This window comes from Candidatus Goldiibacteriota bacterium HGW-Goldbacteria-1 (assembly GCA_002839855.1).
Lineage (GTDB): Bacteria > Oederibacteriota > PGYV01 > PGYV01 > PGYV01 > PGYV01.
The window spans coordinates 321,626-343,569 of the sequence record PGYV01000002.1 but is presented as its reverse complement, the minus strand read 5'-3'; the positions used below and the strand labels follow the sequence as shown (position 1 = coordinate 343,569).

The window sequence follows — 21,944 nt, the reverse complement described above, 5'->3', positions numbered from 1 at the left end:
CCGTTTCAGTTATAGTCACCGTGGTCGTTGGAGTTATCGTTTCTGTTACTGTCTCAGTACCTGTCTCGGTTACTGTTTCAGTAGCTGTTTCAGTAGCCGTTTCAGTCACTGTCTCAGTACCTGTCTCAGTTACAGTTGCCGTAATCGTTAGAGTTGCTGTTTCAGTTATCGTTTCAGTCACTGTCTCGGTACATGTTTCAGTTACCGTCTCGGTAGCCGTTTCAGTTACTGTCTCAGTTATCGTTTCAGTGGCAGTTTCAGTTACTGTCGTAGTAGCTGTTCCGGTAACAGTTGCAGTTATTGTTTCTGACACAGTTATAGTAGCTGTAGGTGTCTCTGCGGCTTCACAGACAGGCACCGTAATACTATCAGTATCTAATGTAACAGTTCCGCCAAAAGCCAATGCTCTTCCTGTCCAGGTAACCAGATTCCCTGCCGTAATACCCGCATCATCAATTACCGTCCCTATAAAAGTGCTATTTGCACCAAGGGTTGTAGCCTGAACCGGAACCCAGAACACATCACACGCCTCTGCCCCGCCTGTCAGTACGATTGTTGATCCGGCCGTTGTATTAAAAGCGCCTGAAGACCTGAAAATATAATTTCCTTTTCCATCAAGAATAATAGTTGATCCGCCGCCAATAGTCATTGCTCCGGCAACACAATAGACCCCCGGTGTATAAATCCCGACAGGACCGTGTGTAATATCCGCTGATAAATCAACAGCCCCGGCTGCAAAAGAAAAGGTGCATGCTTCATTATTCAGGTCAGCAAGTGCAGCACCCTGATCTATTCCTGATTGAGGAGGAGCAGGTACATAAGTATCCCCGGTGGCCGTGTGATTTCCCGGTATGGATAAGGTTGTGTAGCCAACATCGCCCGTAATAACTGATACGCCTGCATTACAGGTAAAAGTGCTTGAAAGCACTCCAAAAGTACCGGCGGTTTTAAGGTCTATTATTGTGGCGCTATATGACGCCGCGTTTAAAAATAACGTAAATGAAATCACATATAATAATGTAAGCTGCTTTTTTAATCTGCCAAAGGGCCAATTACATTCATTTAACATGCATTCTCCCGCTATTTTTTTGTTCTATTAAATATCTGTCTTCTGCCAATAATCAGAACACACTAACCATACACAAATTTTTCAAATGTTATAACGCCCCCTTTCGGCTATATATAGACTTATTTCATAGTGGAAAAATGTACACCGGCATAGGGCCGTAAAATTGAATTACAGATGATTTTTTCTGCAGACGTACAGACAAATAACCGCACACCTGCAAATGATTTAAGGTGTCAAATTGGGATGATATGAACATAAATGTTATATTTTCTCGGATTTAATTCTCCGGGCGGCCTAAAAAAAAACAGAGACGCAATATACTGCGTCTCTGTTTTAAAGCTACGGTTTGCGCCTTTAAACGGCCTACTTTTTCGGGTAAAAATTATCCATGGGGACAAGTTCCAAACTGCCGGTATTGGGTTTTACCCACCATAAACAGAACCAAAGGCTGCCATTATTTCTGAAAGACGCGTGAATATCATGCATCCCTTTGGAAAGTACAACTTCCGCCCTTGACTGGTTGCCTGTAAGAATAAGTTTATTATCTATAAACAATTGTTTATTTTCGCCTGTTTTGACGTCAAAAAAGTATCTGCCGGCAGTGTCTATCCTTATCTTTCCATCCCAGCACGCGGTAAAAAATCTTATATTCTTGGGATAAAACGCCCAATCCTGAAATATAATAGGTTCTATTCTTTCATCAAGCAGCTCCCCTGTCCCGCAATCTGCCCCTGTATAATAAGAAACGGTAAGCCCCCTTTCAGGCTTATATGACATGCCTTTAACCGCTTCTTCATATGGAACCTTGTAAGCGATAAAAGAAGTCACATTCTCTTTATTATATTTTTCCTTAAATTCTATGCGCTCTCCCCCGGGATAATACGCCTGAAGCGCGTCAAGCATTGTAAAATAATCCCTTTCAAGAATATAAATATAATTCATACCCGGCTTGGGATTAACCGGAAAATTATGCCCTAATGTAATCTTTTCATAATTATCCTTGCCCTTATTCATAAACACTATCATTACATCCGGTGTTTCTCCCCTCTCACCGTGCATAAAAAACGGGGTCATAATCGCCTGCCAGTTGTCACCTAAATTTACAACATATTCCGCGGCTTCTCTTTTTTCAGCTTCAAAAGAACGGTATGCAAGTTTATGTTTTCCGAATCTTTCAAAGATACGTTCATAATTGTCCACGGCAATTATCAGTAAAAGTATTCCCGCGATCAGCAGAAAAATAAATTTTGATATTTTTCCCGCATTTTCATAGAACACTTTAGAAAGGGCTGCTATTGCCGCTGCCGCGAATATAAATACCATAGGCATGGCCATTACCCCCCTGGTTGCATGCGGGGCTTCTATAAAAAGAGCGGAACCCTGAATAAAGATGAAAAACATGCCCAGGAAAAAGAAAGAACGCGCGTTGCCAAGAAACAGGCCGGTAAGAAGCAGCATAAATCCTGCCGCCGCAAAGATACCCGAAAGAAAATCCACCATGGGAACGCTGTCAAAATTGCCTAATACCATTGATATGCCGCCCCTGTGATTATACATAAACACAGCTCTTTTCAGGCTTTCAAGGTAAGTCAATACCGGATTCACAGAAGTCCAATGCCTGTGATTTTGTTCGGAAAAAAGAAAAAGCCCGCCCGGCCTCATCATGTAAGAATTAAGATTTTCAAATATATAAATAATTAACGGCAAAAGAACCAGCATCAATACAGACAGCGTAATAAGCAATTGTTTGAAATTCGCCTTTATAAAACCCCTGTCTGTAAAAACGCAGACAGCAAGCATAGCCGCATAGGCGAAAGGAATTATTCGCGCCGCCTGATAAGTCTGTATAGCCAATCCCATTGAAAGTCCCAGAAGAATAAAATCCGGCAGTTTTCTTTCGTTATAAACTTTTAGCGCAAAAAACATGGTAAACATGTATGGCAGCATGGCAAAAGAAGCATGATATACAAGCCTGCTGTATATTACGGGATAACTGCCTACCGCGAACAGAAGCCCTCCTAAAACCGCGGCGCGCCATCCAAACATATAACGGATAAGAAAATAAAACGACACGGCCGCAAGAAGGCCGCCGACCGCTGTTGCAGCCCTTGCACCCACTATTCCTTCACCGACTATCGGAAAAAGCGCTCCCATAAAAAAATTATATAAAGCCGGATTGTCAGTTATTGCCCTTATATATATGGGCAGTGTAGAATCAGCCCCGTGCGGTATTACATTTCTTATTATGTCCATTGCATCTTTAGCGGCCTTCCCCTCATCGCGGAAGGATCCCAAAGGCACAGTGTCCAGATTATGGAACCTGAAATAAGCCGCGGCTATAAAAAATATAACAAACCCAATTATTTCATTTCTGACGGGTTTTTCAGAAATATCTTTTAAAAAAGGAAGAGCGCCAATAAGCTCCGCCCCCTTATCAGCTTTTAATACCACAAAAAAAGGTATAAAAGAAAGCAGAAAGAATAAAGCGCCGGGCCAGACGTGTGCTTTTCCGTACATCATTGACTGCCCGATAAAAATTAAAGTAAAACCTGTTATCATAGAAATAATTTTAATAATCCTGTTTTTTTCCAAAATACCCTCCGCCGCTTGTCAAATTATTATAAAACCTAAAATCAATTTTTATATTTTATCAAAAATTTTAAGCCGTGTAAATTTAATATTACGGAATAACCGCTACGAATAACAGCTACGGTCTGCCGGAAACTACTTTACCGGCTGGATACCGGCGATGGCAAGGACGGATTTTTCCGGAACAAGAAGAAACCTGTCCGTGATGGAAACCCCTATCTTTGCAAGCCCAAGAGAATCAAAAATTATTTTCTGCGCTGAAAGCGGTAAATCCCCGTATCCCGGGCTGAAACGCCTTGTTGTAACCCTGCCTTCGCGCTGAAGCTTCTTATTTATAAAATCCTGCATCCAGTCAAGGGCACTGTCCGCGGTTTCTGATGCCGTTGCGTCCAGAATAATGCCTTTTGCCCCGTTACCCGCCTGAATTTCATTTCTTGTAACTTCAACAACTTCCGCGCCGGCAGTTGCCGCCATTAAAACAACCTCTGTGCTGTCCCTTAAAAGTTCCGCAAGCTTGCCGCTTTCAAATAGCGCGCCTGAATCCAGCTGAACCCTTGCAAAATCATTATGGTTTATCAGGTACCTGCCATAGGCGCCTTTTAATTCACACAAACGCCTGCCATGCTCTATTGTTTCGGTTATTTTTATAAGCTCTTCCCCGCCCAATTCCGTAATACCCTTTTTGTAGCCCATGCGGAAAAGAATATGTTCGTCCACCGCGCGCGCGTTTATGTTATCCAGATATGTCACTGTAGAAAAATGTTCAGCCATTTTTATCACCCATTTTTTTATTCTAACACAAAATACGGGGATTATGCCTTTACTTTATCCCTGTCTTTGTGCCCCAAGGTTATAAAGATAACCCCTAAAGTTATAAGCGCCATTGCCGCAAAGCCATGGGCGTTTATAATTTCTTTGCCAAAAACCACCCCGATAATAACAGCCCCTACCGGGTTAACAAAAGAATAGCTTGTGGCAAGCGCGGGGCTGGTATGTTCAAATAAATACATATAAGCGGTAAATCCCACAAGAGAACCAAAAACGACAAGATAAAGAATAGCTGTTACAGACACTGCGGAAGGAACAGCCATAAGCCGTTCACCGGAAATGAATCCAAGCAGTAATGTAAGCGCTCCGCCCGCTGTCATGGCAAGCGCATTACCCATAAGCCCCTTTGGCGCTTCAAGTTTTTTACCCGCAAAAGAACCCATCGCCCATGCAGGGGCGGCAATTAATAAAAATAACGCCCCCATAAAATTCCCCTTAAAATCATTCTCGAAATTCAGCAGAACAATACCTGCCATGCCAAGCGCCACGCCTATCCATTCCACTTTTGATGCTTTCCTTCCAAAATACGGCCCAAAGATACATGCCCAGATTGTGACAGCAGCTATTGCAACCGCGCACAGGCCCGACCCGACAGTCTTCATAGCAAGGGCAACAAAACCGGTACCCATAGCAAACATCAGAAATCCGGAAACAGCACAAGCACCCCAGTCTTTCAAAGACGGATGCTTTTCTCCACGAATGATAAGATAAAGATAGGTTATTAATCCGGCAATTATGAACCTTATGCCGCACATTAAAAGCGGAGGCACTCCGGTAATAGCGTATTTTATGGCTATATAAGTGGTGCTCCAAAGCAAATATATGGAGACCAAACTTATGATAACTTTTATTTTTTTATCCATTGTCCGCATATATTCCTTAATTTTTTTATTCGCCGCAAATACGGATTTGTATTCCGCACCCCGCCGTTAATTTAAATACGATTTTGAATTTTATCGTAGAGGCGTAATATATTACGCCTCGCTTTTAACTACGAGACGTACCATGGTACGTCTCTACATTAGTAACAACCATACCAGACATAAACAATTACTAAAAAGAGACGCAAGTTATTGCGTCTCTTTGTTAAAGGATTCAAACCCCGTATCAAAAGCTAAAAACTCTTATAATCTCCCCTGCCCTGAGCCACAAACTTGCCGGCAGATTTGATGATAGAGCCGGCGCACAGATTACTGCAGTCTTCTTTTACGCATATTTTATTGTCATACAAAAGATAGCTTTCCCTGTAAGGCGCCGGCGTATAGTTTGGCATGAATACATTAGCGCCGTACATCATAGCCATTTTTCTGCCGTCTTTATCAGAAGTGCCCATTGCCGTTGTAGCGGGCAGATTTACATTTTTAAGCATAATCCTTATAAGCGCAAGCGTCTTCAAAGTAAGAAAGACTCCTTTGGACTCTTCGCCGCCAAAGGGAGTGTCCTTATGCGGTAAGAAAGGGCCTATTCCCACCATAGCAGGCTGAAGTTCCTTAAAATACAAAAGGTCATCCGCTATCATTTCCATTGTCTGACCCGGCAAACCAGTCATTATCCCTGTCCCTACCTGATAACCAAGCTCCTTAAGCCAAAGAAGGCACTTTTTTCTATATTCCAGGTCATCATCGGGATGCAGTTCTTTAAAAAGTACGGGATTGGTGGTTTCTATTCTTAAAAGGAACCTGTCCGCGCCGGCTTCTTTAAACTGCTTGTAAACTTCAAACGGACGCTCGCCTATGGAAATTGTGACAGCCATATCATAAGCCGACCGGATTTGTTTTATGACATCAAGCAGCATAGGGTCAGAATCCGCATCTTCGCCGCCCTGCAACACAACCGTCATTACGCCCTGAGTTTTTAACTTTTCCACAACTTTAAATATCTCTTCGGGCTTAATCAGATACCTTAAGACCTTTTCATTGCCGCGCCTTATGCCGCAATAATTGCAGTTCTTCCTGCACTTATTAGAGTATTCAATAATGCCCCTTATAAAGACGCCTTTACCAAAATACTCTTCACATATCTGCTCTGCAAGGTTAAACAAAGGCATAAACTTTTCTTCATCCGCTATATTAAGCGCCGTGACAAGATCCTCTTTTGTGTAAGCGCCGCTTTTCAACCTGTTAATTAACTCTTCCATTTTACCGCTCCTTTATAATGATACTTTCAATTATTACCGGACAGCGTGAATGCCATGGCAACGCCCGCATTCATGCGCTATACCTACAAAAACAAATTCAACTGCCGCGGGCTGAAGACCCGCGTTTACCAGAGATAAATTCAAATGCACCAAGACAATTTTAATACTTCTTTTCCCGCAAAAACAGATTTATAATACTTTAAAAGGTTTTACAACCCGTTCAAACACACCCTGCGTAAATGATATCGCCATCCCGTAATTGGTTATGGGGATTGATACTGTTTTGGATGAATCTATTCTGGACAGCATCTCTTTGCGGTTTATCATGCACGCGCCGCAGGAAATTATAAGGTTATACTTTGACAGGTCTTTATCCATATACGGCCCTGCCACAGTATCAAATTCCAGATTTTTGCCGGTGTACTGCCTTATCCACCGTGGTATCTTTACCCTTCCTATATCATCTGACTGGGCGTGATGCGTGCAGGCTTCCATAATTAATACCCTGTCGCCGTCCTTAAGTTTATCTATATGCCTTGTGCCGTTAACAAATTCCTTAAAGTCCCCCTTTAACCGCGAGAACAGTATGGAGAAGGTGGTAAGTGGAACTGAATCCGGCACATCGCCCGACACTTTAAGTATTACCTGAGAGTCGCAGATGACCAGCGCCGGAGGGTTTTTAAGAACCGACAAAGCATGGGCAAGCTCTCTTTCTTTAACCGTAACTGTAACCGTATCATTATCCAGAAGGTCCCTTATGACCTGAACCTGCGGCAGAATAAGCCTGCCTTTAGGGGCGCCAAGGTCAATTGGCACAACAAGCATTACAACATCGCCCTGCTTTACCAGGTCTCCAATTATGGTGGAGTTTTCCACATGTATTTTTGACCCTGTCTGCACCAATAATTTTCTTAATTCTTCAATATTTTTTCCTGTTGTACAACTTAAAGAAACACAGGATATTTCCTTTTGTTTTATGGTATTTTCTTTTAGTTCATCCTTTACATCAACGTCTATTTTGTTGAAAACTACTATTACATCAGTTGATTTTTTAAGTTCATCTATCAGGTCAAGTTCAAGTTTATCAAATGTGGAAAACGTGGTCACAACAATTGCCAGATTTATTTTGTGGATAACTTCTTTGGTTCTTGCCACCCTCTTTAAACCCAAATCACCTTCATCATCTATCCCTGCGGTGTCGTAAATGAACACAGGGCCTATACCGGCTATTTCCATCGCCTTTCCTACCGGATCAGTGGTAGTACCGGGGGTGGTGTCAACAATGGCTGTATTCTGCCCTGTAAGGGCGTTAATAAGGCTGGATTTACCAGCATTGCGCCTTCCAAAAATGCCTATTTGTAACCTGTTAGCCACCGGTGTCCGGTTCATTTATCGCCGTCCTTTAGACCCGTCATTTTAAACCTGTTGGAATTTACAAGTTCATCGTAGGTATTTGCATCCATTATTCCGGACTCTGTAACCATCTTTTTTATGTCTTTTTCGCCGTTCTTATACCTAAGGTAAAAACCCGCCGCTTTATCATGGCCTATGTACTGGCTAAGGTATGTCAAAACCGCGACCGAAGATGATAAATTTGACGCAATTTTTTCCCTGTTCAGTGTTAACCCTTTGATACAACTCCGGTCAAACACCTTTACCGAATGGGTAAGCATCCGTAAATTTTTTAAACTTAAAGCTGCCACAAGCGGGTAAAACTGGTTAAGTTCAAAGTTGCCCTGTGACGCGGCAGTGGAAATGACTGCGTCATTACCCATAATAAGCATAGAGACCTGCTGGACAAATTCGGGTATTACAGGGTTTACCTTACCCGGCATAATTGATGAACCTTCCTGAACCGCGGGCAGAATGAATTCCCCTATGCCGCCGTCCGGGCCGCCGGACTGCAGCCTTAAATCGCCCGCAATTTTCATAAGGTTGACAGCTGCCGTCTTTATAATAGCCATGGTTTCAACCACGGTGTCAAGATTCTGGGTGGCATCCACAAGATTTTCAGCCCTGCTGATATTAAGCCCGGTAATCTCACGAAGTTTTGTGATGGCCGAGAATATGTATTTCTGCGGCGCGTTAAAACCCGTGCCTATTGCCGTGCCGCCAAGATTTAAAGTTTTTATCCTTTCATTTGCCTTAAACACCCGCCAGCGGTCACGCGCTATGCACTCCGCGTAAGCCGAAAATTGCATACCCACGGTCATAGGCAGCGCGTCCATAAGTTCTGTCCTGCCAAGCTTGACGATGTCGCAATACTCTTTTTCTTTTTCCTGCAAAGATTCCTGCAGGGATGCAAGCGCGGGCTCCAGCTCTTTTAAATAAAACATTACCGCCACTTTAAAAGCGGAAGGATATGTGTCATTAGTGGACTGGTGCAGATTGACATCATCCACCGGGCTTAAGATGTGATAATCCCCCGGCTTATGTCCGGCAAGTACAAGCGCTTTATTTGCTATAAGTTCGTTTATATTCATATTCAAAGGCGTACCCGCACCGCCCGATAAAGGGTTAACAACTACACTGCCGTTATCATCACCGGTTAACAGGAGATCTACAGCATCGGTTATCATTTTGGTTTTTATATCCGACAGGTATCCGTTTTCATTACTTGCAAGCGCGCAAGCCTTTTTAACCATTAAGAATGATTTTATGAATACAGGGTCTGCGCTTTCATCGAAATTACCAAAATTTTCCAGCGCCCTTGCGGCATTAATGCCATAAAGCGCACCATCCGGAATCTGTACTTCCCCTATAAAGTCTTTTTCTTTACGCATTTATCACCGGCCTTAATTTATTTAATCAAACCGTTGAAATTTATAATAATATTATATCACTAATTTAGTAGTATATCACTATTTTTTCTTTTTTACAAAACTTATAAGCACAAAAAAAGAACAAAATTAATAGTAATTTCTATTTCTTAGCCGCTTAGCAGTTGAACCAATAATTTTTGATTGCCTCCGATTTCTTCAAAATTTCATAGAACAGATTCTCCGGTTACAAATAACTTTAAAATTTGGCAACTATATCCGTTAAGTACAAAAATATTATTTGTAGCTGTTTTTTTAGTGCTCCTTGCCATTTTCAGGCGAACTGTTCTCTTAACATATAAAAATATCCGATTTTTTTGTTGAACCATAATTGTTATGTGTTTATTATTTAGCAATTTCTACTTTTGCAATTTTTGATGGATTTGAATAATAAATACGGACCTTTACGCCAGACTTAAGCAATCCTCCGTGCGAAACAGTATTTCGATAACTTGAAGTCATTGAAAAATCTGAAAAATTAAATGTTACTCCTTGTACTGTGATTTCTTCCTGTTGATGACCGTTATAAGGCATTGGTTTGAAATCTGTTATGATACCTTCGACTACTTTACACTTCCCACTAATCAATGCGTTTTTTAAATTGAAATATTCATTAAATAATGAGTAGTATGCTGATATCATCAAAAACAAAGTAAATCCTATATAAGCAAAGTGAAAGATTTTTCTATTTTTTTTGTGCAAAAAAAACGATATAATACCTGCGGAAAATAAAACCAAAGGTATAACCAATGGCATCCAATTATCAAGTAATATTTGACCTAAACTTTTATTACTAATATCAAAAATGGTTTCATAAATCATTTTCACCTCCGCAAATTGTATCTTTAAATATTTTAGATCCTACGTAACGGTTGTTAATTTTGTTTGGATAATATTTATAAAATAATTTATTAGCAAAAAAAAAGGGCGGCTGTTAAGCCGCCCTTTTTATATTACAGAATTTATTTGTAGTAAAGCGGCCTTGGTGTGTACTTTGTGTGCAGCAGTTTGTGTGACTTGTGGCTTAACGGTTTTTCAAGGAATTCGTCATACAGTTTTTTAATATCCGGGTTATCATGCGATACCCTGATTTCTGACTGATTGTCATCCTTGTATATACCGGCTGTCCTCTTTTTCCTTATTTCATTCGTTACCATGTACGGCTGGCCTCCGCCTGCTATACATCCGCCTTCGCACGCCATGACTTCAATGAAGTCATAAGGCATTGGCTTGCCTTCTTTTTTTGCCTTTCTTATTTCATCAAGCACAATCCTTACATTACCTGTTCCGTGTGCCACCGCAACATTTACCTTATTTCCGGCAACATCAACAACACCTGTTTTTACGCCTTTTAATCCGCGCACGGCTTCCACGTCTATATTTCCAAGGTTCTTGCCCGTGACAAAGAAATACGCTGTCCTTAATGCCGCTTCCATAACACCGCCTGTTGCGCCGAATATGGTGCCGGCGCCTGTGTATGTGCCAAGCAGCGAATCAACTTCTTCCGGTTCAAGCGTTTTAAAGTCTATTCCGCTGGATTTTGTCATGCGGACAAATTCCCTTGTGGTAAGCGAAATATCAACGTCCTGGAATCCGCTGGATCTCATCTCTTCGCAGCGCTGAACTTCATACTTTTTGGCTGTGCACGGCATTATTGAAACAACAAATACTTTTGAAGGGTCAACGCCTATTTTCTGCGCGTAATATGTCTTTGCAAGCGCGCCTAACATTTCATGCGGCGATTTGCAGGTGGAGAAATGCTCTATTAAATCCGGATAATACTTTTCAAGGAAATCAACCCACGCAGGGCAGCACGAAGTGATAAGCGGAAGCGCTTTTTTGTCTGTTGTGTATTTCTTTACAAATTCAGACGCTTCTTCCATTATTGTCAAATCGGCCGCGAAGTTGGTGTCAAAAGCAGCTTTGAAGCCAAGTTTTCTTAATAAAGCGTACATCTTTTTTGTCACAATTTCGCCGGGGTCCATTCCAAAACCTTCGCCAAAAGCCACCCTTACAGCGGGCGCTATCTGTGCCACGCAGTGAAGTTCCGGATTCCTTAACGCTTCCCATACTTTAGACACTTCATCAAATTCCACAAGCGCGCCTACCGGGCAGTGAGCGGAACACTGACCGCACTTTATACACGGGCTTTCGGCAAGTTTAATGTCACCTGCCGGCGCCATTCTTGTTTCTATCCCCCTGTCTAAAAATTCAAGCGCGTGCACAGTCTGTATGTTCTGACATACAGATACGCACCTTCCGCAGCCGACGCATTTTCTTGGGTCAAGGACAACCGCTTTTGTGGAAGTATCATGCGGAAGCTCCCTTACCATTGCTTTGTAAGGCTGCTGCCTTATGCCAAACTCTTCCGCAAGGGTCTGAAGTTCACAGTTGCGGTTTCTTAAGCAGGTTAAACATTCATTGGGATGCGTTGACAAGATAAGGTCAAGCACGTTTTTTCTTACTTCAAAAAGTTCGCCGTCATGGGTGGTTATTTCCATGCCGGGCTCCACTTTTGTGCAGCATGCCCTTAAAAGTTTTCTGTTATTCTTTACCTTTACCACGCATATTCCGCATGAAGCTGTGGCTTCAATATCGGGGTGCTTGCAAAGCGTGGGTATCTTAACATTTGCTTTTAACGCGGCTTCAAGTATTGAAACACCTTCAAAAACCTGTATCTTCTGGCCGTTAATTATAACTTCTATCCTTTTTCCCGTCTGAATTTCCTGTATCATGGTGTTTCCTCCTTAGCCTCTGCTCACGGCGCTGAATTTGCATACCGCGAAGCACTCGCCGCACTTTATGCATTTTGACTGGTCTATCAGGTATGGCTTTCTCTTTTCACCGCTTATACAGGTTACAGGGCATTTCTGCGCGCAAAGCCCGCAGCCAATGCACTTATCGCTGATGATGGTGTATTGTACAAGGTCTTTACATTTGCCTGTTGGGCATTTTTTGTCTTTAATATGTGTCATATATTCATCATTGAAATATTTCAGCGAAGACAGCACCGGATTCGGCGTGGTCTGCCCAAGGGCGCATAATGAGGCCTTCTGCATCGCCATGCTTATGCTGTTAATTTTTTCAATATCTTTTACTTCTCCGTTTCCTTTTGTTATCTTTTCCAGAATTTCAAGAATCTGCTTGCCGCCAATTCTGCAGGGCGAACATTTTCCGCAGGATTCATCAACAGAGAACTGAAGATAGAACTTATTTACGTCCACCATACAGTCATCTTCGTCCATTACGATAAGCCCGCCGGAACCCATGATTGAGCCGATTGACTGCAGCGTCTCGTAGTCCACCTGCATGTCAAGGAACTGTTCCGGAATAACGCCGCCGGAAGGCCCGCCGGTCTGAACAGCTTTGTATTTCTTATCGCCGCTTATTCCGCCGCAGATGTCATAAACTATTTCCCTTATGGTTGTGCCCATGGGAACTTCCACAAGCCCCGGGTTTCTTACTTTTCCTGTAACGGCAAATACCTTGGTGCCTTTGGACTTTTCCGTCCCGATAGACGCGAACCAAGCCCCGCCTTTTTCGGCAATAACGGGAATGTTTGCCCATGTTTCAACATTATTTATAAATGTTGGTTTGTTCCAAAGCCCTGAAACTGAAGGAAACGGCGGCCTTGGCCTTGGGTTTCCCCTTTTGCCTTCCACAGATGCGATTAAAGCGGTTTCTTCGCCGCATACAAACGCTCCAGCGCCCCATCTTAATTCAATATCAAAACTGAAGTCAGAACCAAGGATATTATTTCCAAGAAGCCCTTTTTCCCTTGCTGCTGCAAGGGCTTTTTCAAGCCTTTCAATTGCAAGCGGGTATTCCGCCCTGATATAAATGTATCCCTGGCTGCTGCCGATTGCATAGCCGCCAAGTATCATTCCTTCTATAAGATTGTGCGGGTCGCCTTCCATTATGCTTCTATCCATGTACGCGCCCGGGTCACCTTCGTCCGCGTTACAGATTACATACTTAACAGGGTCTTTTTCACGCCTTGTAAGTTCCCACTTTAATCCTGTCGGGAAACCCGCGCCGCCGCGCCCCCTTAAACCGGAAGCCTTAACTTCCGTTATAAGTTTGTCCGGCGTCATTTCAAATATTGCTTTTTCCACGCCGCTGTATCCGCCGCGCCGGATATAATCGTCTATTGATTCAGGGTTAATATAACCCACGTTTCTTAATACTATTTTAAACTGTTTGCTCTGCTGGTCAGCTTCAGGTACGCCGGAATTTTTGTTTCCGCAGTCAAATAAAAAATTACTGGTTTTTCCGTTAAGCGCATTCTCTACAATACCTTCTACATCAGCTTCCGTGAACCCTTTATAAATTGTGCCTTCAGGCATAATTCTTACTATCGGTTTGTCCGCCGTAAGCCCTAAAAACAGGCTTTTTATCACTTCTGTTTTTTCCTGTAATCCTTTTTCATTGATTACCTTTGAAAAAGCGTTATACATCTGATTTTGTTTTGTCTTTTCAGGTTCCCATATAAAAAAATATTTCCTGTTCATTTGTCGGCCTCCGCTGCTTTGAATATATTCTTGCCTGTATCCTTTGTCGGCATGAATATCACGTTGCTTTTCAAAATCTGTTTTTTCATTACATGTTCGGTTATTATTGAATGGGCAACCGTTTCATCCACATTGCCGTAAAATATTTCCGGCATGCCTTCAACCCTTACCGCAAGGTTAGGTTCGCAGAAACACATTCCAAGGCACCCTGTTTTTTCCAGCTTTACATTTGTGATTCCGTTTGCTTTTAATGTCTCTTCCATTTCTTTAAATACATCCGAAGCGCCCGCCGCTATTCCGCAGGTTCCCATAGATATCATTATTTCGCCTTTGCTTTCATTTTTATAAGTGTTCCTGAATTTAGCAAGGTCGCCTTTTTCCATTTTAGCCATTATTTTGCCTCCTCCGGTCTGAATTCCGCGAATATTCCGGCAAGCTGATTCTTCTTAAGATTGCCGTATACTTTCCCGTTTACAAGCATAACAGGCGCAAGCCCGCAGCATCCCACGCAGCGTACCAGTTCAAGCGAAAAAAGCCCGTCCGGGCTGGTGGCGTTAACACCAACATCAAGCAGCTGTTCAAGTTCAGTGATGATGTCATTGCCGCCCTTTAAATAACACGCCGTACCCATGCATACCGAAATCTGATTCTTGCCCGGTTTTTTCAGTTTGAACAGGTGATAAAAAGTTATAATTCCATAAATCTTTGCAAGCGGAATCCCGATTGTTCTGGAAACTTCCATTGCAACTTCCCTGGGGACATAGCCGTAAATCTCCTGAACTTTATGCAGTATCATGATTTCGCTGCCCGGCCTGTCTTTCCATTTTTCAATGAAACTTTGAAGATTTGAATCAAGTTCTATCACTTGTTTCCCTATCGTCATTCTTAATACCTCCATATAATAAAATATATTCTTGTGAAATAATTCACCTTAAAACACTTTAAAAAACCATGTTGTTAGTTTAATCCATTACTTTGTGAAATCGTTCACTTGACCCTGCAAAAAAAAGTTTTCTTTAAGTGAGTTAATATTAGTCTAAAAGAGCAATAAAAAAAATATCAAAAACTTTCGTAAATTGTTATACACCCTGCCCTATTCTTTGTCAATAATAATTTTAATTTGACTTTTTTTTACCGCACAGTTAGTATGCTCCGGTACATGCAATGTATTAAATAAGGAGAAAAAAATGACTGAAATTTTATCCGAAAAAAGCATTACACCCAAAGGACGCGGTACAAAAGAGAGAATATTTGAGACCGCGGTTGAATTATTTTCAAAAGACGGTTTCAGCTGCGTATCCATAAGGGATATCACTTCATCAGCCGGGCTGAAAGAAAGTTCCCTGTACCACCACTTCACAAATAAAGAAGAACTGCTAAGCGAGATATATTTTTATTTTGCCGAAAATATCAACGCGACAAGGCTCTCCGAGACTGACATGACCCGCATCTTAAACGGCGGCAGCGGCTATGACCTGCTTAACAGCTGCCTGCTTGAATTCCGTCAGGTAATGGAACAGCCTTTAATGGCGCGCGTCTGGCGTATAGTCACAATGGAACAGTACCGCGATGTGAAGGCATTTGAAATCCTGTCCATTGATTTTCATAAGATGAGGATAAAATATTATGAAAACATCTTCAGGATGCTTATTAAAAAAAGGCTTATTAAAACCCTTGACCCCAAGCTTCTTGCGTTTGAATACTTCTACACGCTGATAGGCATGCTTACGGAATATAACGTCCTTAAATTTTACAAAAAGAAAACAGATGTAATAGAAAATCTGATGTCAGAACATATTAATTTCTTCTGGAATAAAATTAAGAACAACTAACAGTTAACAACTAACAAGTTACAGGTTGCAAATAGCAAGTATTAAGTTGTCAGTTGAAACTTGTTAGCTGACAGTTGTTAATAACCTGTTACTTATCTATAACCCTTTGCAGTATTTTTTTGCGGCGGCAAGGTCTTTTTTGTTTTTCATAAGGCGCGGCCATAAAGGGAAAGAGGCGCACTGGAATGGCCTTACATTATAGACAGAACATTTGTTATTCTTTAAAAAAACACACGCTCCTGCCTCATCCCATTTTAAAGCCCTGCCCTGCCAGACAAACCATTTTGTATATTTCTCTTTAAATTCTTTTACCTGCATTTTCAGATGTGCGGCTATCTTTTCACTCTCGCCTCTTTTTAAATAAATAAAACCCACGCTGCAGCAGGCGCCGCACTGCCTGCAGGAGAAGTTAATGCTTGTTTTAAGCATGCGTTTTTTAATCAGCTGTTTTTTGTCCATAAACCCTTTTTTATATCTGATTTTTAATCTGTTGTACTGTCAGTTTACATAACCTGCGCAATAAAGAAAACATATTTTTTATATAAAAAAAACAACCGCGGATAATTAAACCCGCGGTTGTTTTAAAACTTATAGTATCTTATCAGAGTAATTTAAACAAATATTCCCCTTTTTACGTAATGGGTGTGAAGCAGTTCATGCGACAGGTGCCCAAGCGGTTCTTTTAGGAACTCGTCATACAGCGCTTTTACTTCGGGGTTATCATGTGATTTTCTTAAACCCTTTTTCCTGTCTTCGGCATAAATTGAATCCGCCCTTTTCTGCCTTATCTCCCAGGTGGTTGGTATCGGCTGTCCGCCGCCGCCCAAGCATCCGCCGGGGCATGTCATAACTTCAATAAACGCGTAAGGCGATTTGCCGTCCTTTATCTGGTCAAGAAGTTTTCTGGCATTTCCAAGCGTATGCGCCACAGCCACTTTAATCTTTGTTCCGTTTAAATCAAGTTCCGCTTCCTTTATACCTTCAAAACCCCTGACAACTTTAAGATCAAGGCTTGGCAGCGGTTTACCCACCACAACTTCATACGCGGTCCTTACTGCCGCTTCCATTACGCCGCCTGTCGCGCCGAATATAACCGCGGCACCTGTTGAAGCGCCAAGGGGCGAATCAAATTCCTCTTCGGGAAGCGTGGAAAAATGCACCCCTGCCTGCTTAAACATTCTTGCAAGCTCCCTTGTGGTAAGGACATAATCGATATCATAAAATTTATCATCTTTTGAAAGTTCCATTTTATCCTTCCAGAAATTAAGCGCGCCTGCCATTTCTTCCCTTTTGGCTTCATACTTCTTGGCCGTGCACGGCATTATTGATACAACCACAACTTTTCTTGGGTCAATCCCCATCTTCTGCGCGTAAAAACTTTTCGCAAGCGCGCCAAACATCTGCTGCGGCGATTTGCATGTTGACAAGTGCGCAAGCTGCTCCGGATAAAAATGTTCAAAGAATTTTATCCATCCCGGCGAGCATGATGTCATCATAGGAAGTGTGCCGCCTTTTGTAAGCCTTTTAATAAGCTCGTGGCCTTCTTCAAGGATGGTTAAATCGGCCGCAAAATCCGTGTCAAATACCTTGCTGAAACCCAGCCTGCGCAATGCGGATACCATCTGTCCCGTTACAAGGGCGCCTTCGCCCATTCCCATTGCCTCGCCGATACCAACCCTGATAGCGGGAGCCGTCTGTACCAGAACAACTTTTTCCGGATCCTGCAGTTCTTTCCATACCGCGCGCGTATCGTCTTTTTCAACAATGGCGCCGGTTGGGCATACAATGGCGCACTGGCCGCAGTTTGTGCATGCTATATTTCCAAGGCCTTTTTCCATATACGTTGAAACTTTTGTTTTTAAGCCCCTCTTTGAAAAATCAATAGCATAAACAGTCTGCATATCCGCGCATACTGTCACACACCTTCCGCAAAGGATGCATTTATTGGGATCCCTGATTAATGACGGAGAAGTCTCGTCAAAAGGTTCGTCATTTTTTGTTTTAACAAACCTGCTTGTGCCGTCTATTCCAAGCGTGTATGACATAGCCTGAAGTTCACAATTCCCATTCCTTGCGCAGTTTAAACAGTCATCCGGATGGTTAGCAAGAATAAGTTCCAGATTTGTCCTGCGCGCTTCCATTACCTTGGGGCTTGATGTCAGAATTTCCATGCCCTGTGTCACTTCGGTAATGCATGACCTGATAAGGGATTTGGCGCCCTTAATTTCTACCACGCAGATTCCGCATGACGCGTTCTTTGAAACATCTTCAAGATAGCATAATGTGGGAATATCAATTCCTATTTTCTTACAGGCTTTAACAATTGTAAGCCCCTTTTCCACAGTATAATCTTTGCCGTTTACTTTAATTGATACTTTGTTGTTTTCCATGGCCGGCCTCCTTATTGTTTCTGGCACGACTTAACGTCGCACCTTAAGCAGCGTACTGCTTCTCGTTTTGCCTGCTCGCCCGAATATCCGGAGAGTATTTCCTGAAAATTCCTTACCCTTTCTTTGGCCGGAACCTTCTTTGTTTTGGTGTTTCTTCCGCCTTCGGGTTTCAGCGGAACTTCATTTTTATATACAAATTCACAGAACAATTTTTCAAACCTGTTCTCGCCCATAAGCGCAAGGTCAATTGCGCCTGCCGCTGTTTTTGCGGTACCCATTGCTTCTGCAGCGGTTGCAGGCCCTGTTACTGCATCGCCGCCGGCAAATACTTTTGTATTTGCGGTTTTATAATTGAAAGGATCAACTTTTAAAGTGCCGTCTTTGTTTGCTTCCACGCCAAATTCCCGCGCGGCTGCGGGGTCAACTTTTTCACCGACTGCAAGTATCACTGTGTCGCATTTTATTGTCTCAAATTCCCCGGTTGGAACCGGCTTGCGGCGTCCGGATTTGTCAATTCCGCCAAGTTTCATCTTTTCGATTTCAAGCCCGGCTACAGTTTTACCCGGCCCCGCTATGATACTTTTGGGCCCTGATAAAAGTTTAAACTTTATATTTTCCGCTTCCGCATCCTCTATTTCATGGATGTTTGCCGGCATTTCATTTCTGTCCCTTCTGTAAACTATGGTTACATCCGCGCCAAGCCTTAACGCTGTCCTTGCCGCGTCAATTGCCACATTGCCCGCGCCTATCACCACAACTTTTTTGCCCACTTTAACCTTTTTACCCTGCGCGAAATCTTCCAGGAAATGATACCCGGCAAGTACGCCGTTCAAATTCGCTCCCGGAATATCAAGTGCTGACTCTTTCTGCGCGCCATAAGCCATGTAAACAATGTCATTTGATTTAAGCAGCGCTTTTGTTGAAATGTCTTTTCCCACCAGCGTATTCATAACAAACTTAACTCCGAATTTTTTAACCATTTCTATTTCTTTCTGCAGTATATCTTTGGGTAATCTATAAGCCGGAATTCCATACTGCAGAATTCCGCCCGGTTCTTTATGCGGGTCATATACGGTAACTGAATGGCCAAGCCTTGCAAGGTAGTAAGCAAGCGTAATACCGGCAGGGCCCGCGCCCGCTATTGCCACTTTTTTGCCGGTTTTTGGCAGCATTTCTTTTACAAGTTTAGCGTAAATCTGTTTTTCTTTTCCCATTTTATACATTGTGTCCGCAAGATAACGGTGTATTTCGCCCTGTGCCACAGATTCATCAACCGAATCCCTGCGGCATCTCATCTTACAGTGGAAATGGCATATTCTGCCCATTGTGCCCGGAAGCGGATTGTCGCGAAGCGTTGATTCAAAAGCTTCTTCCAGCCTTCCTTCTTTTAACATCTGCAGATATGCCGGTATGTTCATGTGAAGCGGGCAGCTGTTCTCGCACAGCGCCATAAATAAATCTTCACATACACCCGCTTTACACCTGTTTTCAAGAATGTGTGATATGTACTCGTTTTTAAAATACTTAAGTGTTGTAAGAACCGGATTCGCGCTTGTCTGCCCAAGCCCGCAAAGCGATGATTCTTTAATAACATAGGCAAGTTTTTCAAGCGTTTCCAAATCTTCCAGTTTACCGCTTCCCCTTGTTATCCTGTTTAAGATATTAAGCGACTGAGACAGCCCTTCCCTGCAGGCGGTGCATTTTCCGCACGATTCAGATGAAGTGAATTCAACAAAATATCTTGCCACGTCAACCATGCAGTTATCCTGGTCCATTACCACCATTCCGCCAGACCCCATAATGGCGCCGATTGAAGCAAGTGATTCATAATCCACGGGCGTGTTAAACAATTCAACAGGAATACATCCGCCGGAAGGCCCGCCGGTCTGTACCGCTTTAATCACTTTATTTTTTCCCGCGCCTTCGCCCATCTGGTAAATTATATTTTCAAGCGGCGTGCCCAGCGGCAGCTCTACAAGGCCTGTGTTATTTATTTTTCCCACAAGCGAAAATACTTTTGTCCCGGAAGATTTGTCAGTGCCGGTCTGCGCGAAGAAATCCCCGCCCCTGTTAATAATAAGCGGGATATTGCACCACGATTCCACGTTGTTGATACTTGTCGGTTTTCCCCAAAGGCCTTTCTGCGCCGGAAATGGCGGCCTTGGTTTGGACCTGCCTGCCTTTCCTTCTATTGATGACATAAGGGCCGTTTCTTCGCCGCATACAAAAGCGCCCGCCCCTTCAACGTATTCAAGGTCAAAAGAAAATTTGGTGCCGAATATGTTTTCTCCCATTATGCCAAGCGCTTTGCACTGCTTTACAGCCGCTTTTAAACGCTCTACAGCCAGCGGATATTCAGCCCTGATATAAACAACGCCTTTGGAAGCGCCCATAACATAAGCGCCTATAATCATGCCTTCAATAAGGGCATGAGGGTCGCTTTCTATTTCGTTTCTGTTCATGTAAGCGCCGGGGTCGCCCTCGTCCGCATTACATATTATAAACTTTTCTTCAGCCTGCACATTCTTCATAATTTCCCATTTTTTGGCAACCGGGAAACCCGCGCCGCCGCGGCCGCGCAGCTTTGACTTTCTTACTTCTTCAAGTACTGTATCAGGTGTCATTTTTGTAAGTGCTTTAAACAAGGCCTGATATCCGCCTACCGCAATGTACTCCTCTATGTCGGTAGGATTAATTATTCCCGCGTCACGAAGGACAAGTTTTTTCTGCCCTTTGAAAAAAGGAATTTCATCCCATGACGGAACTTCCATAAGGTCTTTGCCGTATTCTATTTTTGATGTTAAAAAATCCCACTCTTCCACTTTACACAGCGCTTTTTTCAGGGGCATATTTCCCTTAGCCACACTGTCCACAATTGAAGCCACATCTTTCAAAGTAACTTTGCTTAAAATTACCAGCGGCATTCCCGGTATGTAGACATTTACCAGGGGTTCTGCCGCGCAGAATCCAAAACAGCCTGTCTGGTTAAGTTTAATAGGCGCCTTTTTCTTATTTATAGCGCTTCCAAAAGCTTCAAATAATTTATCGGCACCATTCCCAACACCGCACGTTCCCATTCCCACGGATATCATGGGGGTATTAGGCTGTATCTTTTTCATTCCCGCGGATTTGACAGCGTTAAGCGAATTGATATCGGTTATTTTCATTTTTTGCCCCCTTTAGTAACTTTACCCAGAAGCCTGGAAAGTTCGGAATTTGTGACATTGCTGTAAATTATGCCGTCTATTGATACTACCGGTGCCAGCGCGCACTGTCCAAAACACGCCACTGTCCTCACCGTAAATTTATTATCATCCGTGGTAAAGGAAGGTTCGCCGCCTTCAATTTTATCCTGACAGCCAAAACGCGACGCAAGGTCATCAAGCAGGCTTTTAGACCCTTTGGTATGGCACGCTGTCCCCCTGCAGACAATAATAGTATGGTCGCCCTGCGGTTTCATATTAAAGAACGCGTAAAAGGTTATGACACTATACAGCCTTGATAATGGAACACCTGTTTTTAACGCGATGTAATTTAAAACCTCTTCAGGAAGGTATTTGTATTTTACCGCTTCCTGTGCCTGTTCCAGAATACCAAGCAATTTCCCCTGTTTCCCATCGTAGCTTGCGATGATTGCGTCCAACTTTTTTGTATCAATAAAATCACTGACTTTTTTCTTTTCTTTTAGGACAGTTTTTCCCTGACTCATAATGCCTCCTTGTGCAGAATAGTATGTTGATCAATTTAATTTATAGCATATTGTTAGTAG

Annotated in this window: 17 protein-coding genes; 1 reads left to right on the top strand and 16 read right to left on the bottom strand. The window is 42.7% G+C overall.

All coding sequences use genetic code 11. From position 1 onward, the window contains the following. The 12 genes from CVV21_03015 to CVV21_02960 form a co-directional block, all read right to left on the bottom strand. The coding region (locus CVV21_03015) for a hypothetical protein (GenBank protein PKL92742.1) at positions 1 to 1,069 on the bottom strand (1,069 nt) is incomplete at its 3' end. A gap of 363 nt (positions 1,070 to 1,432) precedes the next feature. Further along, positions 1,433 to 3,661, bottom strand: coding sequence for a hypothetical protein (locus CVV21_03010; GenBank protein PKL92741.1), 2,229 nt, complete (start codon positions 3,659 to 3,661; stop codon positions 1,433 to 1,435). A 132-nt stretch (positions 3,662 to 3,793) separates the two neighbouring features. Next, positions 3,794 to 4,429 carry a methionine synthase gene (locus CVV21_03005; GenBank protein PKL92740.1) on the bottom strand — a complete coding sequence of 212 codons (636 nt, stop codon included), beginning with the start codon at positions 4,427 to 4,429 and terminating at the stop codon, positions 3,794 to 3,796. 41 nt (positions 4,430 to 4,470) lie between these two features. Next, on the bottom strand, positions 4,471 to 5,358 hold the full coding sequence (locus CVV21_03000) for a drug/metabolite exporter YedA (protein ID PKL92739.1): 888 nt from the start codon (positions 5,356 to 5,358) through the stop codon (positions 4,471 to 4,473). 242 nt (positions 5,359 to 5,600) lie between these two features. Next, on the bottom strand, positions 5,601 to 6,623 hold the full coding sequence (locus CVV21_02995; protein ID PKL92738.1) for a [FeFe] hydrogenase H-cluster radical SAM maturase HydE: 1,023 nt from the start codon (positions 6,621 to 6,623) through the stop codon (positions 5,601 to 5,603). Positions 6,624 to 6,812: 189 nt separating this feature from the next. Then, positions 6,813 to 8,012, bottom strand: coding sequence for a [FeFe] hydrogenase H-cluster maturation GTPase HydF (gene hydF, locus CVV21_02990; protein PKL92737.1), 1,200 nt, complete (start codon positions 8,010 to 8,012; stop codon positions 6,813 to 6,815). After that, entirely contained in the window at positions 8,009 to 9,406 is a 1,398-nt protein-coding gene (locus CVV21_02985) for an aspartate ammonia-lyase (GenBank protein ID PKL92736.1), read from the bottom strand. The genes hydF and CVV21_02985 overlap by 4 nt, the downstream gene beginning before the upstream one ends. A 381-nt stretch (positions 9,407 to 9,787) precedes the next feature. Then, complete coding sequence (locus CVV21_02980; GenBank protein ID PKL92735.1) at positions 9,788 to 10,264, bottom strand: hypothetical protein; 477 nt, start codon at positions 10,262 to 10,264, stop codon at positions 9,788 to 9,790. Positions 10,265 to 10,404: 140 nt separating this feature from the next. Further along, entirely contained in the window at positions 10,405 to 12,177 is a 1,773-nt protein-coding gene (locus CVV21_02975; protein PKL92734.1) for a ferredoxin, read from the bottom strand. Between the two features lie 12 nt (positions 12,178 to 12,189). Next, positions 12,190 to 13,953: an NADH-quinone oxidoreductase subunit NuoF gene (locus tag CVV21_02970; protein PKL92733.1), complete on the bottom strand. Its 1,764-nt coding sequence runs from the start codon at positions 13,951 to 13,953 to the stop codon at positions 12,190 to 12,192. After that, entirely contained in the window at positions 13,950 to 14,345 is a 396-nt protein-coding gene (locus tag CVV21_02965; GenBank protein PKL92732.1) for a 2Fe-2S ferredoxin, read from the bottom strand. Before CVV21_02965 ends, CVV21_02970 begins: the two co-directional genes overlap by 4 nt. After that, the gene (locus CVV21_02960; protein ID PKL92731.1) at positions 14,345 to 14,836 is read right to left on the bottom strand and encodes an NAD(P)H-dependent oxidoreductase subunit E; all 492 of its coding nucleotides are present in this window, start codon (positions 14,834 to 14,836) and stop codon (positions 14,345 to 14,347) included. Before CVV21_02960 ends, CVV21_02965 begins: the two co-directional genes overlap by 1 nt. A gap of 304 nt (positions 14,837 to 15,140) precedes the next feature. Between CVV21_02960 and CVV21_02955 the strand changes: the two genes are divergently transcribed. Then, the gene (locus CVV21_02955; protein PKL92730.1) at positions 15,141 to 15,785 is read left to right on the top strand and encodes a hypothetical protein; all 645 of its coding nucleotides are present in this window, start codon (positions 15,141 to 15,143) and stop codon (positions 15,783 to 15,785) included. Positions 15,786 to 15,881: 96 nt separating this feature from the next. Here CVV21_02955 and CVV21_02950 read toward each other — a convergent pair whose 3' ends face one another. The 4 genes from CVV21_02950 to CVV21_02935 all read right to left on the bottom strand — a co-directional run bounded on the left by CVV21_02950 (position 15,882) and on the right by CVV21_02935 (position 21,884). Further along, complete coding sequence (locus CVV21_02950; GenBank protein ID PKL92729.1) at positions 15,882 to 16,244, bottom strand: hypothetical protein; 363 nt, start codon at positions 16,242 to 16,244, stop codon at positions 15,882 to 15,884. A gap of 152 nt (positions 16,245 to 16,396) precedes the next feature. Continuing rightward, positions 16,397 to 18,175, bottom strand: a complete 1,779-nt coding sequence (locus CVV21_02945; GenBank protein ID PKL92728.1) for a ferredoxin — start codon at positions 18,173 to 18,175, stop codon at positions 16,397 to 16,399. 11 nt (positions 18,176 to 18,186) lie between these two features. Continuing rightward, a complete protein-coding gene (locus CVV21_02940; GenBank protein ID PKL92727.1) occupies positions 18,187 to 21,342 on the bottom strand; it encodes a proton-conducting membrane transporter in 3,156 nt (1,051 codons plus the stop codon). Beyond that, complete coding sequence (locus CVV21_02935; GenBank protein PKL92726.1) at positions 21,339 to 21,884, bottom strand: NAD(P)H-dependent oxidoreductase subunit E; 546 nt, start codon at positions 21,882 to 21,884, stop codon at positions 21,339 to 21,341. The genes CVV21_02940 and CVV21_02935 overlap by 4 nt, the downstream gene beginning before the upstream one ends. Positions 21,885 to 21,944 lie beyond the last annotated feature (60 nt).